Annotated in this window: 14 protein-coding genes and 1 pseudogene; 7 read left to right on the forward strand and 8 right to left on the reverse strand. The window is 66.2% G+C overall.

Annotation, left to right across the window (positions count from 1 at the left end; translation table 11 throughout):
* The coding region (locus AC1DWT_RS43740) for a transposase (protein WP_477925570.1) at positions 1 to 466 on the forward strand (466 nt) is incomplete at its 5' end.
* A gap of 287 nt (positions 467 to 753) precedes the next feature.
* Here the strand turns inward: AC1DWT_RS43740 and AC1DWT_RS43745 are convergent.
* The 4 genes from AC1DWT_RS43745 to AC1DWT_RS43760 form a co-directional block, all read right to left on the reverse strand.
* Complete coding sequence (locus tag AC1DWT_RS43745) at positions 754 to 1,239, reverse strand: serine/threonine protein kinase (protein ID WP_179377703.1); 486 nt, start codon at positions 1,237 to 1,239, stop codon at positions 754 to 756.
* A gap of 684 nt (positions 1,240 to 1,923) precedes the next feature.
* Positions 1,924 to 2,889, reverse strand: coding sequence for a hypothetical protein (locus AC1DWT_RS43750; protein ID WP_206012456.1), 966 nt, complete (start codon positions 2,887 to 2,889; stop codon positions 1,924 to 1,926).
* A 205-nt stretch (positions 2,890 to 3,094) separates the two neighbouring features.
* Positions 3,095 to 4,087: an alpha/beta hydrolase gene (locus AC1DWT_RS43755; protein WP_206012455.1), complete on the reverse strand. Its 993-nt coding sequence runs from the start codon at positions 4,085 to 4,087 to the stop codon at positions 3,095 to 3,097.
* Entirely contained in the window at positions 4,084 to 4,470 is a 387-nt protein-coding gene (locus AC1DWT_RS43760) for a putative quinol monooxygenase (RefSeq protein WP_206012454.1), read from the reverse strand. The genes AC1DWT_RS43755 and AC1DWT_RS43760 overlap by 4 nt, the downstream gene beginning before the upstream one ends.
* Positions 4,471 to 4,680: 210 nt before the next feature.
* On the opposite strand from AC1DWT_RS43760, the gene AC1DWT_RS43765 reads away from it, so the two are divergent.
* Both AC1DWT_RS43765 and AC1DWT_RS43770 read left to right on the forward strand, forming a co-directional pair.
* Positions 4,681 to 5,439, forward strand: a complete 759-nt coding sequence (locus AC1DWT_RS43765; protein WP_206012453.1) for an SDR family NAD(P)-dependent oxidoreductase — start codon at positions 4,681 to 4,683, stop codon at positions 5,437 to 5,439.
* Between the two features lie 134 nt (positions 5,440 to 5,573).
* A complete protein-coding gene (locus tag AC1DWT_RS43770) occupies positions 5,574 to 6,461 on the forward strand; it encodes an AraC family transcriptional regulator (protein ID WP_206012452.1) in 888 nt (295 codons plus the stop codon).
* Positions 6,462 to 6,620: 159 nt separating this feature from the next.
* Here the strand turns inward: AC1DWT_RS43770 and AC1DWT_RS43775 are convergent, their stop codons facing one another.
* Together AC1DWT_RS43775 and AC1DWT_RS43780 are read right to left on the reverse strand one after the other, a co-directional pair.
* Positions 6,621 to 6,953 (reverse strand): DUF6907 domain-containing protein, encoded by a 333-nt coding sequence (locus AC1DWT_RS43775; RefSeq protein WP_095863926.1) that lies wholly within the window; start codon positions 6,951 to 6,953, stop codon positions 6,621 to 6,623.
* A gap of 50 nt (positions 6,954 to 7,003) precedes the next feature.
* Positions 7,004 to 7,630: pseudogene (locus tag AC1DWT_RS43780) on the reverse strand (nitric oxide synthase oxygenase); the annotation flags it as partial.
* A 157-nt stretch (positions 7,631 to 7,787) separates the two neighbouring features.
* Between AC1DWT_RS43780 and AC1DWT_RS43785 the strand changes: the two are divergent.
* Entirely contained in the window at positions 7,788 to 7,970 is a 183-nt protein-coding gene (locus AC1DWT_RS43785; protein WP_095863927.1) for a hypothetical protein, read from the forward strand.
* A 128-nt stretch (positions 7,971 to 8,098) separates the two neighbouring features.
* Here the strand turns inward: AC1DWT_RS43785 and AC1DWT_RS43790 are convergent, their stop codons facing one another.
* Entirely contained in the window at positions 8,099 to 8,236 is a 138-nt protein-coding gene (locus AC1DWT_RS43790; protein WP_179377694.1) for a hypothetical protein, read from the reverse strand.
* Positions 8,237 to 9,396: 1,160 nt separating this feature from the next.
* Here AC1DWT_RS43790 and AC1DWT_RS43795 point away from each other — a divergent pair.
* Positions 9,397 to 9,750 carry a DUF732 domain-containing protein gene (locus tag AC1DWT_RS43795; RefSeq protein ID WP_179377696.1) on the forward strand — a complete coding sequence of 118 codons (354 nt, stop codon included), beginning with the start codon at positions 9,397 to 9,399 and terminating at the stop codon, positions 9,748 to 9,750.
* A gap of 360 nt (positions 9,751 to 10,110) precedes the next feature.
* A complete protein-coding gene (locus AC1DWT_RS43800; protein WP_192582075.1) occupies positions 10,111 to 12,030 on the forward strand; it encodes a serine/threonine-protein kinase PknD in 1,920 nt (639 codons plus the stop codon).
* A gap of 150 nt (positions 12,031 to 12,180) precedes the next feature.
* Here AC1DWT_RS43800 and AC1DWT_RS43805 read toward each other — a convergent pair whose 3' ends face one another.
* Positions 12,181 to 12,669 carry a MarR family winged helix-turn-helix transcriptional regulator gene (locus AC1DWT_RS43805; protein WP_095863929.1) on the reverse strand — a complete coding sequence of 163 codons (489 nt, stop codon included), beginning with the start codon at positions 12,667 to 12,669 and terminating at the stop codon, positions 12,181 to 12,183.
* Positions 12,670 to 13,002: 333 nt separating this feature from the next.
* Here AC1DWT_RS43805 and AC1DWT_RS43810 point away from each other — a divergent pair, with 333 nt between their 5' ends.
* Positions 13,003 to 14,859: a serine/threonine-protein kinase gene (locus AC1DWT_RS43810; RefSeq protein WP_206012451.1), complete on the forward strand. Its 1,857-nt coding sequence runs from the start codon at positions 13,003 to 13,005 to the stop codon at positions 14,857 to 14,859.
* Positions 14,860 to 14,862 lie beyond the last annotated feature (3 nt).

The following is a 14,862-nucleotide window of genomic DNA, read 5'->3' on the forward strand; positions in this document are numbered from 1 at the left end:
CTACCTCACGTGCGGTGAGGGGGACATGTTCTTGTGTGCGATCCGGGACGGTCATTCACGGAAGGTGTTGGGATACAGCATTGCTAATCACATCAGCGCCGAGATGGTCACCACCGCCATCGATCGAGCCGTGGCCACGCGCGGTGGGCGGTGTCGCGAGACGATCCTGCATTCGGACCGGGGTGGGGAATACACTGCCCACCTGACCGCGGCGTCGTGTGTGCAGCACGGGTTGCGTCGGTCGATGGGTGCGACCGGGATTTGTTGGGACAACAGTCCATCCGAATCGTTTTGGTCGATCTTCAAGCATGAAGAATACTATCGGCACGTCTATGCAACGAAGGCTGATCTCGTTGCTGGCGTTGACAACTGGATTGTCTTCTACAACACTGTTCGACGGAACTCTACGGTGGGGATGCACAGTCCCGACAGCTACGAGAAGTTGCTTCAGGTGGGAGTCGCCTGAGGCACGCAACCCCCTTGTCCACCGTTCGGGGGGAACCTCAGGCGCCGAGCCCGTGGGTTGTCGGGTTGACGTGTCGGTCGGTGGGCTGCGGCGATGTGTCGCTGGATCGCAGCGTCGCCGTCTCGGTTGATCCCGGATTTTCGGACCGTCTGGGTGCGCGCCTCTGGCCGGAGGAGGGCACCCTGTGTGAGCAACTTTCCGAGGCTCACCACCCGGTCGCCCGGCTCACGGCACGCTATCCGGAGCTCCGGGGTGTCGATCGGAACTCGCCCGGACTCATCCGGACCTCACCTGCGGCGGGGTGTTGGGGTGTGTTCGGCCGGGGACAGTGCCACGGTGGTCACGCTTGCGGGGAGGCCGATCCGTGGCCATTCGGCGGTCAGGGCCACCCTCGGTGCCGGTGGCGAGACCGGGAGCCAGTACATCGGCTGGGTCCGGTACCGGCATGTCCCCGCGGTGGACTCCTGCCGATCCGGGTGGTGCAGGTACGGGTCGGCGACCGCGAGGTAGTCCGTCCCGGCCCACACATCCAGATACGACCACTGCGCCGATGGGTCCGCGGGGTCGGTGAGTGGCCGGGTTTCGTGCTGGGCCCGTTCGGCTGGGTGGCCCGTCGCGGTCAGGGTCAGGTGCACCGCGAGACCGGAGGGATATGCGATGATCCGCGACAGGTTCAGGGTCAGGTGGGTGTCCGCGGACAGTTGCAGGCGACCGTGCACCTGGACACCGCCGCAGGGCGGGGGTGCGGTCGCGGGCCAGCGGAGTCTGCGCACCACCCCGATGGTGCACCTCCACCACGGTCGCCGCAAACACCCCTGGTAAGACCCGGTTTACGCGGGGTAGCACTGTCGTTCACCGTGCTCGGTGATTCGGCGGTGACCCGCGGTTCATCTATATACTTTGTGCTGTCAAAAGAATTCGACGGGGAGTTGGTATCCGATGAAGGAGACCGGCGAGGAAACCTCGAATGAGGACGGTGCGGGCGCGTCGAACGGTCATCTGTCCTCGGACGATCTTGCCGGCGTGGTGGAGGCGCTCACCGGAGAACGTTTGACTGTGCGACGGGCGCCAGGCAGTCCGGGCGGGTCGACCACGCGCACCGGACTGCCGCTGAGCCGGATGCGAGTACGAGAGGAGCTGGGCGAAATCGATTCCACAGCATTGCGTTTCGTCGTCGACGAGTCGCGTCCTTTCTGGTTGACGAGGGGTGGGCTCACCCTCGATCGGGACGAGGTAGCAGCGCTGCCCGGTCGACGGACGGAGGTGGCGGCACTGCAACTGATGGCGCTGTCGCTGCGGGGGAGTGCCCACCCTGCCGACCTGGAGTGCATGGGCCAGTGTGGCACTGTTCGGAGCGACAGCACCGACCGTGTTCCACTGGCGGATCGTCTCGCGTACGAATATCTCTGCGTCGGTCAAGCTCGCGGTGCTGCGGTGGCCAGCTGCCCTGCCGGAAGTCATGACGCCGAACCCCCAACGACGCGCAGACCACATTGGTCGGTGCTCAAGCGGTTCAGAGTCTGGATGAGTGCCTCACGAGCAGGTGTTTCTTCATCCGATCCGATCGCGGCCTCCGCGACGGCTCGAACGGGAAGTCGCCGGCAAAGTTCCGCGACCGCTTCTTCGACTTCGGCATCAACGCTGCGGCCAGTAGCCCACGCGCAGGCGAGCACTGCAATGTCGCGCAGCTGGTAGGCGTCTCTGGCGAAAAGCGCGTAAGGCAGGAGGTCATCGAAGACCGCTGACAGGGTGTCGATCGGGGATTCCTCGGCCGCCTGAAGCGGGAGGAGATCGGCGAGTGCACGCGCGTCGGTAAGGACCATCCGTGCGGTCCATACCTCCGGGTCCGGCTGCGCCAGTGTAAGTGTCGTGCCGTCGGTGCAGTCGATGACTGTCGCGTTCCAGGCGCCGGTGTCGTGACGAAGGGTGCCGTTGCCGCGAACGTCGTCCAACACTGCGAATGGCAGGAGGCTTCCGGTCACGAGCGCACGTTCGCTTGCCTGGACGATGCACTCCTGGAGCGTGAGCTGGTGCCGTGACGGCAGAACGACGATCCCGTTGCATGCGCAGTCTACCGCGGCGATGCGTCGTCCGCCGCGGTAGGCGGTGAGTTCGGTGAGGTCGGTCTCCTGCTGTTCAGCCAGGATTACAGTCAGCTCGGGGACCTGTGTGGCAAGGGCCTCCACCGCTCGCGCGGAGCTGCCGTCGGCTTCCACGGTGTAGCGGACTTCGAGGCCGGTCTCGGTCGTTGTCAGCGTTGGTCCCGTGACCCTTGGTGGTTCTGCCTCGACCTGCGGGGCAGTGCCGGACGGGGTCAGGCATGTTCGCTGTTTCGGGGCGGTCACTGTGTCGATGGGAAGCGGCGGCGTGCAGGGTGTGCGTCCCAACTCTTCGGACTCGAGGGCCACGACCAGCTCGGACACTGAGGACCGTGGGCCGGTGATGACGATCTGGCTCCGCGTGGTGGATTTCATGGTGCTCCAGGTGGCGGGGGTTCTTCAGGCCCCGCTGGGCGGGGCCGACGATGGCGTGGTCGCGGCGACTCGGTGATTGTCGATGACCAGGCGTTTGCAGCGTGAGGCGCTGCGCTTGTCTGCAGCGGCTCACGCTGGGTTGTCTCTGCGGTGCCTACCTGTCGGTTGCGGTGGGGGTGTGCGTAGCGGCGCCGGCAAGGACACGACCGAGCCAATCGCTGCGGGTCTGCCGGGCGATCTGGGAGAGCGCGGCGTGCGGGAAGAGTGCGTCGAAGCCGTGGAATCCGCCGGCCCAGACGTGCAGATCGGCTTGGCCGCCGGCGGCCAAGATTCGTGTGGCGTAGGTGACGGCCTCGTCTCGGAAGACCTCAGCCGAGCCCGCGTCGATGTAGGTGGTCGGGAGGTCGGAGAGGTCGTCTGCGATAGCCGGCGAGACGCAACTCGGGACAGGCCCGTCGCCGATATCCGCGAGCACTGAGTGCCAGGCGAAAGCGTTCGCGTCGCGCGACCAGATGACAGGTCCGTCGAACTGGTGGCTCGAGGCGGTGTTGTTTCGATGGTCGAGCATCGGGCCGATCAGAACCTGGGCGGCGATGGCGGGACCCTTGCGTTCGCGGGTGAGCAGGGCAGTGCCGGCGGCAAGTCCGCCCCCGGCGCTGGTACCGGCGATCACGAGCTTGCTCAGGTCGATACCGAGATCGGTGGCGTAATCTGCGGTCCAGATCAGGCCCGTGTAGCAGTCCTCGACGAGCGTCGTGCCGGAGAACTCGGGTGCCAGGCGGTAGTCGACGGAGACGACGACCGCGCCGAACCTGGTGAGCCAATCGAGCGGAATGTCGATCTGGGAGTAGCGGTCGCCCATGATCATTCCGCCGCCGTGGAGCCAGTAGACGCAGGGTGCGTTGCCGTCGGTGAGATCGATGCCGATAGGTCTGAGGATGGTGACCGGGATCTGGGTGCCGTCGAAGCTCGCGATCGAGATTTCCTGACGGTCGACGGGGAGATGACTGGCGATGGCGGTTTCGGCGGGAAGGGTCGCGTAGGGGCGGATCATTTCGAGGGTCTGCTTGTCCAGCGGCGGTGTTTCCGGCATGGAGAAGAGAAGATCCTGGAGTTCGGGGTCGAGGGGAGGGTGGGGGAAGGTCAAGTCTGGTTCCTGGGGTGCGGTTGACCCGCGTTGGTGCTGTTGAGTTCGGAAGGCGCGGAGAATTTTTGGTAGTCGGCCTTGCCTCGGACGGGGATGAGGTCGCCGTAGGTCGGCTCGCCGGCCAGGATGTCGGCGAACTGTGCGACGATTCCCTGAGCTGCCTCTCCGGCGAAGATCCGGTGGTGGTCCTCCTCGGTCGTCCAGCCCTCCTGGACCGTGACGACGTCAGGGTTGGCGGCCGAGCGGCTCACCAGATACAGAACGCACCATTCCGTGGCGGCCGGGTTGCCCTCGTCGAGGCCCGTGAGCAGGAGCTCGACCAGTTGGTCTCCCATGCCCGGCTTTGCGGTCATCGTGCAGGTAAATCCGTAGTTTGCGTTCATGACTCAATCAAGCCAGCGCATCGAGAAAATTCGTAGACCGATGCTCTCCACCTCTTGCCCATTGCTACGACAGTTGTGTCGGGCGCCTCGTTTCGCCCACGCCGCAGAGGAATAGGCAAGCATTGGAGCGCAACGGTCTACAGCGACGGAGTTCGGTCTCCTTGAATGGAAATCAACCGAGCACACTCGGCAATCGAAGAGGTGGTTTACATGCAGATCGCACTCGTCACCGGTTCCAGCGCCGGCATCGGCCAGGCCACGGCCCGACAACTTGCCAAGCAAGGCCTCGGTGTCATCACGACCTACCGGTCCCACAAGAGCGAGGGCGAGGAGACCGTCGCGAAGATCGCCGCCGAGGGTGGCTCCGCGGTCGCGCTCCCGCTGGACCTCGCCGCCATATCCAGCATCGACGAATTCGTCGCCCATGTGAAGGTCGAGGTGGCGTCCCGCTGGGATGCTTCCGAGGTGAACTACCTGGTCAACAATGCGGGCGTGGGTGGTCCCGCGATGTTCGCCGACATCACCGAGGAAACTTTCGACCACTTCCACAACGTGTTGTTCAAAGGCCCGTATTTCCTGACGCAGAAACTTCTTCCAGTGCTCGCTGATGGCGGAGCGATCGTCAACACCGGCAGCACCGCGGCGCTCCCCAACCGAGTGAACCAGGGCTACTCCGCCTACGCCGCGCAGAAGGGCGCGATACACACCGTTACCGCATTCTGGGCAAAAGAGCTCGCTGAGCGCGGAATCCGCGTCAACAGCGTCGCGCCGGGAACTACGAGGACACGAATTGCCGACGACGCCTTCACGAAGATGCCCGAAATGCTTCCGGCCATCAGCCACGCGTTCGCTCTGGGCCGGGTCGGTGAGCCCGAGGATATCGCAAAGGTCATCGCGTTCCTGCTGAGTGATGCAGCTGCGTGGATCACCGGGCAGGTGCTCGAGGTGTCCGGCGGCGAGCGGCTCTAAAGCCTCTTCCGGACCCGAAAGCCCATGAGGAACCACCGCCAGGCGCGGTTGACTCCAGAACGCCAACTGCCCTGGCGCCGACTTCGAACGTCATATGATCGGTTCAGCAGGGATTTCGAGAACAGGAACATCACGTGAGTATCGAAGAGATCCGCAGACTGATCACCGCTCACGCGCACAAAGAAAACCTAGGGCTGCCCGGCGTCCGGATCAACAGAATCACCGACCCCACAAAACCAACTCCGTCGATCGCCGAGCCAATTCTCGCGTTCTCGATGCAGGGTGCGAAGCGAATCGCGCTCGCCGACAGAGTGTATGACCAGGTACCGGGGACCTTCATGACCGTTGCGGTCGATCTCCCGATAACGGGCGACTACGTTCGAGCTTCCCGTGCCGAGCCCTACCTCGGTTTTGCACTCGAACTTCGTTCGTCGTCGATCGCCGAACTACTTGTGGAGGCGGCCTCGGGCCTCCCCGGGATACTGAAGCCCCCGCCCCCCGGCATCTCGATCAATCCGGCGACCTCGGAAATGCTCGACGCGGTCGCTCGACTGCTGGCTCTGATAGAACGGCCGGTCGACGCACCAGTCCTCGCACCACTTCTCGAGCGCGAGATCCTGTGGCGTGTCTTGTCCGGCCCTGCCGGACCAACGGTGCGCCAGATCGGCCTCAGGGACAGCAGCCTGACCTATATCGGTCGTGCTATCCGGCACCTGCGTTCCAACGCATTCGAACCGATCCAGGTCGAGGAATTGGCGCAGCTGAGCGGGATGGGCATCTCGTCGTTCCACAAGCAGTTCCGCGCGGTTACCGCGATGAGCCCAATTCAGTACCAGAAGCGAATTCGCCTCCAAGAAGCACGACTTCAACTGTTCAAACGTCCGCACGACATTGCGGCAGTAGCACATTCCGTTGGTTACAGCAGTGCTTCTCAGTTCAGCCGGGAGTACCGTCGTGAGTTCGGTGTTGCGCCGAGTGTCGACGCACTGAGAATGCGTCAGGAAGGTGAGGCTACAGCCTGACCTGGCACGCGACTGGTCCCTCAGCGGCCGGCGTCAAAAATCGACGGGAGGATGGCAACGATCACCGCGGTAATCAGCACTGCACACGACCAGCGGAGTCGCCGTGGTCGGATCGATCCCGATCTGCGCCGCCACCCGGTCTCGAATGTCGCTCGTGGGTTATCCGCCACCTTCTATCAGGTCCGCGGCCGCGACCAGTTCGGCGGCGATCCTGCGGGCCTCTCCTGGTGTCAGGCGTGGCCGGAACTCGGGGTGGTCACCGACCTCCCAGGTCATTGAGACGCCGGGTCGACGGTCTGCCTCTCGGACGGGCGTGACGAAGCAGAACGACGATTCGATGCCGTCTTCGTCCAATGTGAGGTAATCCAGTGCTGCGGTCAGTTCGATGCAGTCGCTGCTGTCACCCATGCAGGTGTGGTCCGTGCGCCCGCGGGCGTCCTCGTTGGTGCACCAGGGTGCGCATTCGGTTCCGGTCGTCTGGTTGGTGTTCATGCTTTCGATCCTCCTCCCGTGACCGTTCGCCTGTCGCGGGTATCGCCGCAGGTGTGGTGGTCGACCATGATGACCCCGGCCTGCCGGTAGCTGTGGATGACGGCGCGGTTGAGTTCGACCAGCGCCCGGTCCTTCCACGGGGTGCGGTCGGAGCTGGTGTCGATGTTAAGCCTGGCGGCGATGTTAAGCCTGGCGGCGATGTCCGGGAGCATGTTGTAGCGGTTCTCGCCGGAGAAGTTGCGGGCCCCGACCTCGGTGCTGACGTACCAGCCGCTGAGCGGGGAGCACGGGTAGATCACCCCGCCGATGTTCGAGGTCCATGTTCGACACGGCGGGGACGGCATGCCATTTGAGGCCGAGGTCGCCGAACCAGTCGTAGTCGGGGTGGGTGATGTCGACCTCAGCCGGAGGTCGGCGGGCACGTCGAACCGGTGCAGGGGCTCGTCGGGGGTGGAGATCAGCAGCGGGAGAACTTCGAAGGCCGTGCCGGCGCCGTGCCAGCTCATCCGTGTCACGGTCTCGGTGATCTCGAGGTGGGCGGGATCGCCGATGATCCGGCCGTCGCGTTGCCGGTAGCCGGCGTAGCGGATCAACTACGGGCTGAGAATGCGGTACTCCCGCCCATCGGGGCGCGGCGGCGGGCCGATCGTGATCACCGACTGCAGTGCGCTGCCGTTGCGGCAGTGTGTCGATCGGATGTAAGCAGTCCGTGAAGGACCTTTCGCGGACTCGTCCCGTCGCTCGGTCCATCGGTCAGGAGTCGATAAGGGATCGGTAAGGGTGGGGGCGGATTCTTGGATTTGTCATTCCGCCCCGTTTTGAGGAGTTTCCGCCATGTTTACCCCCCGCATCCGCCGGTTTGCCCGTTCGTCGATGTTGCTGTCGGTTATCGGCTTGTCTGTGTTGGGTGGTGTCGGCGCAGCGAACGCGGCGTCGGCCGACGCGCCGCGCCACACCGACGACGTCTACATCTGCTGGTATGACGACGGTTATTCGACCACATATTGGATCTGCTGATACGGCGTGCCCTGCATTACGTCCGTCCCGGTCCGTTGTTGGACCGGGACGGACGTTGTGGTGTGTGGGGGAAGGGTTTCGCCGTGCCCGATCGGCCGCGGTGGACGGCACTGCGGGAGGTCGTTCACTCACGCCGTGGTGGCCTCCTCGACGTCGCTGATGGTGCGCAACGGCTCGATGCGGAACGGGGAGTCGTCGGCGATGCCCTCGGCCTTGTAGGATCCGGCGGTCGTCGCGGCGAGGACGTTGTCGAAGGCGTCGGCCAACGTCCCGATCGACGGCAGCAGTGCCTGCAGGAACAGGGTCTCCTGGGAAGCGCAGGGCCGTATGTTGCGACCCCGATGTGATGAATAATGCTTCCGCGCAATGGGTTACCGTGCATCGCCCGCGCGGCGCAGGTGTGATTCTCCGCTCGCCGCGCGGAGGCGCTCTCTTTGGGCGTCGACACCTCCCCATCGGCGATCGTGCCGGCGAACGCATCGAGGACGAACGCGGTGTGCGCGAAGCCGGGCATCATCGGCACGTACGTGAAGTGGGCGACGTGGAGGGCGTCGGGCTGATCGATGCGGAAGTTCCGGTCGATCAGTTCCGGCGGCCGCGGCGCCGATGGCTCCGCCGCGGTGGTGCGGACCCTCTTCGATGGGGTGGCACCGCGCTACGCATGAGTCGCTCGACGGTGTGGCGGGCCATCTCGATGCCCTGATGGTGCAGGTGGTCCAGCATCTTTGGGCGAGTCGCAGAGAGACTTCGGCCTGCGTCGACTGCGCTTGCTACGCTCGACGTAGAACGAGGCTGGCGACGCGGTGATGGACGCGTCCCACAATGCACGCCTCGACAACGGACGGCTGCGCCAGGCGTTCGTGCATCCGCGCTCGGTGAGCACCGGGCGGATGGGTGCGACCGAAGAGCTGATCGCGATGTTCGGCGATGAACCGGCGGATCACGTGTGTGGCGGGTAGCGTCCCGATCGAATAAAGGCGTTGCAGTCTTTAGTATTTCCATGGTCTTCGAGCTCGGCGTTCTTCCTCCGCAATGCCTGCAGTTCGGCGTCGGCCTCGGATGCCGACGCAGCAGGCATGCCGCCATCGGACGCTTCGGCCTTGCGGACCCACACCCGCGGCGTCTCCGTTTTCGGGGATATTCGTACGGTTCGCCTCGTGCTCGTCAGGTGTACCCGTCACGGTGCTCGAGGGCCAGGTGCACGGTCTTCTCCCGTACCTCGGCGCGGTAGACATTCGGCACAAGGATGACCTTCCCGAGAAGGAAGGTGTGCATCGAACTCGAGACGATTCATTGTGCCGAGTTCGGGGGTCTGCGTGTCGGTTCCGTTCTCGGCGCTCAAGAATTCGGTAAGGGTTCGATCAGGCCGGTCTTCCAGACTTTCTCTTGTCAGTTTCCCCCGACGAAGACAAAAGGAACGCCTGTTATGTTCATTCGTATCACCACCGCCGCCCGCACCCTGACCCTTGCCGCCGTGATCGGGGTGAGTGCCCTCGGCGCCGTCTCGATCGCCAACGCCGATACCGCCACTTCGCTCTCCGGCCAGGACGCGGTGTTCCTCGAGGGCATGGCCGATGAAGGGATCACGTTCACCACCGACGACGCCGGGGTCGGGCTGGCCCATCACATTTGCGGCGAATTCGCTGATGGCGCCACCTTCGAGGAGGTCGCTGCGGAGGGTCTGCAGCATTCGTCCCTGTCCGCGTACGACGTGGGTTACGTCATCGGTGGTTCGGTGTCGGTGTACTGCCCTCTGTACACCGACCAGCTGCCCGTCTGAGCCCGGTCCTCGTGCCCCCGTGCCGCCAGCGGTGCGGGGGACGGATGGGTCTGTCCGCGATTTCGGTGGCGCGACGATCCGCCTCGGCACCCGTATAACTCGGATACCGAGTTATACTTGGTGGTGCGTTCGAGCGGTCTGCGGGTCGTCCGACGCACCRCTGTTGCTCGCGTGGCGGGCATGCCGACAGTCTTTGGTGCGTGCCATGGATCGGTTCACCAGGCGAGGTGGGGGCTCGTGTGGTAGCTGGTCCGTAAGGGCGGCGGTGACATCCACAGTGACCTCACGAGGACGAACTACTCGTGCACACCGGAAATGAGTGAGGCGGTCTTCCGTGATGGGCAGGGTGGGTGCGTGGGGATGAGCGAGCACGATCTGGTGCCGGGTGCGATGTTCGCCGGATTCACGATCGAGCGGGTGCTCGGTACCGGGGGGATGGGCACGGTCTATCTGGCGCGGCACGGGAGTCTGCCCCGGGGGGTCGCGGTGAAAGTTCTCGACGGGACCGCCGACGACTACATGCGGGCGCGGTTCGTGCGCGAGGCCGAACACACCGCGCGACTCGAGCACCCGAATATCGTGACCGTATATGACCGGGGCTGCGAGGGTGACCGGCTCTGGATCGCCATGCAGTACGTGGCGGGAACGGACGCGGCGACGCTGCTGCGCCGCGGCCCGCTGCCACCGGATCTGGCCGTCCACATCGTCGCCGAAATCGGGCAGGCCCTCGACTTCGCACACGAGCACGGCATCCTGCATCGCGACGTCAAGCCGGCCAACGTGCTGCTCGCCGGGCGACCGGCCGCTGGTGCCGGGGTGTGGCGGGTGTTGCTGACGGACTTCGGGATCGCGAAGAACTTGGACGAGACCCGGCGTCTGACCAGGACGGGCATGCTGGTGGCCACCCTGGTGTATGCGGCGCCCGAGGCTTTGGTGGCGGGCGTCGAACCCGACCACCGCGCCGACGTGTATTCCCTCGGGTGCATGCTGTTCCAGTTGTTGACCGGTCGGCTCCCGTACTCGGGGTCGGCCGCTGCGGTGGTCGATGCGCATCTCAACCAGCCGATCCCGCGGCCGACCGTGCTGCGACCCTCTCTTCCCGACGCGATGGATCCGGTGATCCGGCAGGCGCTGGCGAAGGACCGCGACACCCGGTTCGACAGTTGCGGCGCCTTGGCGCAGGCGGCGCGCCGCGCCCTGTCGTCCCCCCGGCCGGCGCCCGGACCACGGGAGACCCGGACCCCGCAGATGCCCCCGGTACCGGACCGGATCCGCGCCCCGAGCCCTCCTCGTCAGGTCCGGGCGGCGACCCCGCTGCGCCGGGTGCGAATCGACACCCCGCCGCTGAACCGCGGTGTCGAGGGCGCAGGCCGGCCGGGCGGCACCCGCGCAGGTGGGCAGCCCGGACCGGTGCGCTGGTGGCGACGGACGACGACGATCGTGGTCGGTGTGCTTGCCGCGATGGTGGTCGTGGGCGCGGGGGTGGGTGCGGTCGCCGCCTATCTCGCATCGCCGCACCCACCGGCCGCCCGCACCCAGACCACGCTCGCCTTCGCCGGCCTGGCAAGCCCGCAGGGGGTCGCGGTCGATGCGAACGGGACCGTGTTCGTCGCCGATTCCAAGAACAACCGCGTTCTCGAACTGGCCAGCGGCGTGACCACCCAAACGGTGCTGCCCTTCAGCGGGCTCGACGACCCGCTGGCGGTTGCGGTGGACGCCCGCGGGAACGTCTACGTCGCGGACACGGGCAACAACCGGGTCCTCGAACTGGTCGCCGGCTCCGCTACTCCCACCACGCTGCCATTCAGCGGACTCGATGAGCCCCTTGGTGTTTCGGTTAGCGACGGCGGAGACGTCTATGTCGCGGACGGGGGCAACAACCGGGTCCTGAAACTGGTGGCCGGGTCCTCGACACCCACCGTGCTGCCGTTCACCGGACTCAGCCGGCCCACCGATGTCACCGTGAGCGATACGGGCGATGTCGTCGTCCCCGACTCGCGGAACCATCGGGTCCTCGAACTCACTGCCGGGGCGTCCACCCCCGCCACCCTGCCGTTCAATGACGGTCACGCACCGAACGCGGTGGCGGTCTCCGACGCCGGCGATGTGCTGCTGACCACCCTGGACTCCAACGACGTGTTCGAACTGGAGTCCGGTTCGTCGGCCCCGACCACCCTTCCGTTCACGGGCCTCGATCGACCCGCCGGAATCGCAGCCGGCGACGATGGTCACCTCTACCTCTCCGACCTCGGGAACAATCGGGTGCTCGAACTGGCATAGGTTCTGGCGACCGAGATAGCCCCGCGGCCTGCGGAGAGCCACTCGGATCGACTGTCGCGCAGGAAGACTCCGATCCGTGCTCCATCCGGGGTGCGATCTCGTGAGAGCGGGAGCCTCTGCCACCGCTCACCGGCCGCCTCGGCGCGCCCGTCAGGCCGGGGTCTGGTCGTTCAGCGCTCGTCGGGAGGTCTGCGGTTTCGCGTCCGCCCGGACCCGGTTGTTGATGGCGGCGCTGGCCTCGGTGATGAACTGATCGATCAGGCGCTGATCGGCGGGGGGCATCGGGTGGTACACCTCGCCGAGCATCTCGCCGAGTTCCCCGTAGATGCGACTGAATTCGTCGCGGCCGTGGTCGCTGAGCGAGATCAGCCGCTTGCGCCGGTCGGTGGGATGCGGCACCCGCCGGGCGTATCCGGCCTGCTCGATCCGGTCGACGAGCTCGGTCGCGGAGGCACTGGTGATGGTCAGTTCGGCGGCGAGTTCGCTCGCAGTCAGAGGGCCGTTGACGTAGAGATGGCCCAGTGCCACGGTCTCGGTCACACCGATGCGGAGGTGCCCGCGCGCCGCGTGACCGCGATACCGCTCCACCGCCAGGACCAGATCGCGGACGGCCAGCGCCAAGCGAATATCGCGTTCCATGCCTGTCAGAGTACCCGGGATCGACCAGGGCTCCGTGCCTTCAGGACTCCTTGTGTCTCGGCTACCGAGCTATTAGAGTCGGGGTGGTAGCGCAACGACTTTGTCGGCCTCGCGCGCGAGGCGATCTAGCGATGGAGGGGAATCTGGGCGGGAGCTTCCTCTAGAGCGCCGTGGTCCTGCCCGCCGCAACACCCGTCCTGCGCCGATCGCGTGCGCGGCCCGCCCGAGGGGACAGACGCCACTGCTCGACCTGCACTCCCCGTTCCCCTTGCCGATCACGATGGTCGCCGGCGGAAGGCTGCCTGCGACCATCGCGCCGAAGGGAGTGCAACGATGAGCGGCACCGCGCAGGGATCACGGATCGGCACCCAGTTCGGGCATTACCATCTCAAGCGGCTTCTCGGCAAAGGCGGCATGGGCGAGGTCTACGAGGCGTACGACCTCGACAAGGACCGCACCGTGGCGCTCAAACTCCTCCCCGACGCCTTGGCCGACGACCCGGTCTTCCGCGAACGTCTGCGCCGCGAATCGCACGCCGCCGCCCGCCTGCAGGAACCGCACGTCGTGCCGATCCACGACTACGGCGAAGTCAACGGCGTGCTGTACATCGACATGCGCCTGGTGCAGGGCGCCGACCTGCGCTCACTGTTGACCCGCTACGGGCCGCTGGCCCCGCCGCGGGCGGTCGCCATCATCAGCCAGATCGCCGCCGCCCTCGACGCCGCCCATGCCGACAAGCTCGTGCACCGCGATGTGAAACCCGAGAACGTCCTCGTCACCCGGCAGGACTTCGCCTACCTCGTCGACTTCGGCATCGCGAACTCGGCCACCGACGAGAAGCTGACCACGCTGGGAACCGCCGTCGGCACCTACGACTACATGGCCCCCGAACGCTTCGAGGGCGACGGCAGCGAGGTCACCTACCGCGCCGACATCTATTCGCTGGCCTGCGTTCTACACGAATGCCTCACCGGTGCAAGGCCTTACCCGGCGGACAGCATCCGGGTGAAGATCAGCTCACACCTGTTCGAGCCACCACCGCGGCCCAGTGTGGCGCGCCCCGGCGTGCCGGCGGGCTTCGATGCCGTCATCGCCCGCGGCATGGCGAAGAGCCCGCAGGATCGCTACGCCACCGCCGGCGATCTCGCACTCGCCGCCCACGACGCCCTCAGCGCCGGCGATCAGGACGAGGCCGCCACCCTCATCGAGAAAACCCAGGGCGACGCCGCCGAGCCCGGCCCGCCGGATGCCGCGGGACGGACCGGCACACCCCCACCGGCGCACACGCCGCCGCCCGCCGCCGCACCACCGACCTACATCGACACCCCGCCGCCTCCGCCGTACGGCACCCGCACGCCGCCGCCTCCGCCGTACGGCACCCGCACTCCGCCGCCTCCGCCCTACGGCCCCGTGCCACCGCAAGAACACGGTGCCCCGAATGCCAACGCAGACACCTGGATCGACTCACACTCACCGACCGCGGGACACGGTGGGGCCGGCGCGCCCCCCGGGTGGGACAGCACACAGGTCGCCCCACCCCCGCCCCCGGGGTGGGGCGGCCCCCAGCAGAGCCAGCCGCCGCGCCCGGGTCCGTCCAAGCGGATGTGGATTGTCTTCGCCGGCGCCGCGCTCGTCGTGGTCGCGGCCGCGGCCGGTGTGGCGATGTGGCTCGCGAAACCGGCACCCACGCCGCCCGCACCGGCTCCCGCGCAGGTGTCCGCACCCCCGACGTCCCCGGAACCGTCCGGCCAATTCACCGCCGCCGATCAGCAGCTGATGCAGGTCATGCCCACCGGATACGGCGAATTCAACTGCCAATCGGAACAGTCGACCCCAGGTGAACTCTCCTCCCTCTCCTGCCAGCCGAACCAAGCCACCGGTGCGCCCTCCGCCCGCTTCTTCCTGTTCACCGATCTCGCGGCACTGCAGAGCCATTACGACGATGTCCTCAATGAGACGGACGTCATTTCCTGCCCGGACGGTGGCGGCGGTCCCGGCCCGTACAGTTCGCACGGTGAACCCCAGACCGTCGGCCAGGTGGCGTGTTTCATGTCCGCCGACACTCCGCCGGTGCCCGCCATCGCCTGGACGAACGAAGCCGATCTGGCGGTCGGAAAGGTGTTCGCGGATGACCCGAACGGCATGACACCCATGTACGAGTGGTGGACGAAGCAGGGGGCGTTCGAGTAGGAC

Source organism: Rhodococcus sp. P4_B6 (assembly GCF_056402215.1).

Bases quoted from the DNA above. Each gene is read 5' to 3' on its own strand.
- AC1DWT_RS43765 (WP_206012453.1), top strand. From the start codon at position 4,681: ATGCAGATCGCACTCGTCACCGGTTCCAGCGCCGGCATCGGCCAGGCC.
- AC1DWT_RS43800 (WP_192582075.1), top strand. From the start codon at position 10,111: ATGAGCGAGCACGATCTGGTGCCGGGTGCGATGTTCGCCGGATTCACG.
- AC1DWT_RS43810 (WP_206012451.1), top strand. From the start codon at position 13,003: ATGAGCGGCACCGCGCAGGGATCACGGATCGGCACCCAGTTCGGGCAT.
- AC1DWT_RS43795 (WP_179377696.1), top strand. From the start codon at position 9,397: ATGTTCATTCGTATCACCACCGCCGCCCGCACCCTGACCCTTGCCGCC.
- AC1DWT_RS43805 (WP_095863929.1), bottom strand. From the start codon at position 12,669: ATGGAACGCGATATTCGCTTGGCGCTGGCCGTCCGCGATCTGGTCCTG.
- AC1DWT_RS43775 (WP_095863926.1), bottom strand. From the start codon at position 6,953: ATGAACACCAACCAGACGACCGGAACCGAATGCGCACCCTGGTGCACC.
- AC1DWT_RS43760 (WP_206012454.1), bottom strand. From the start codon at position 4,470: ATGAACGCAAACTACGGATTTACCTGCACGATGACCGCAAAGCCGGGC.
- AC1DWT_RS43785 (WP_095863927.1), top strand. From the start codon at position 7,788: ATGTTTACCCCCCGCATCCGCCGGTTTGCCCGTTCGTCGATGTTGCTG.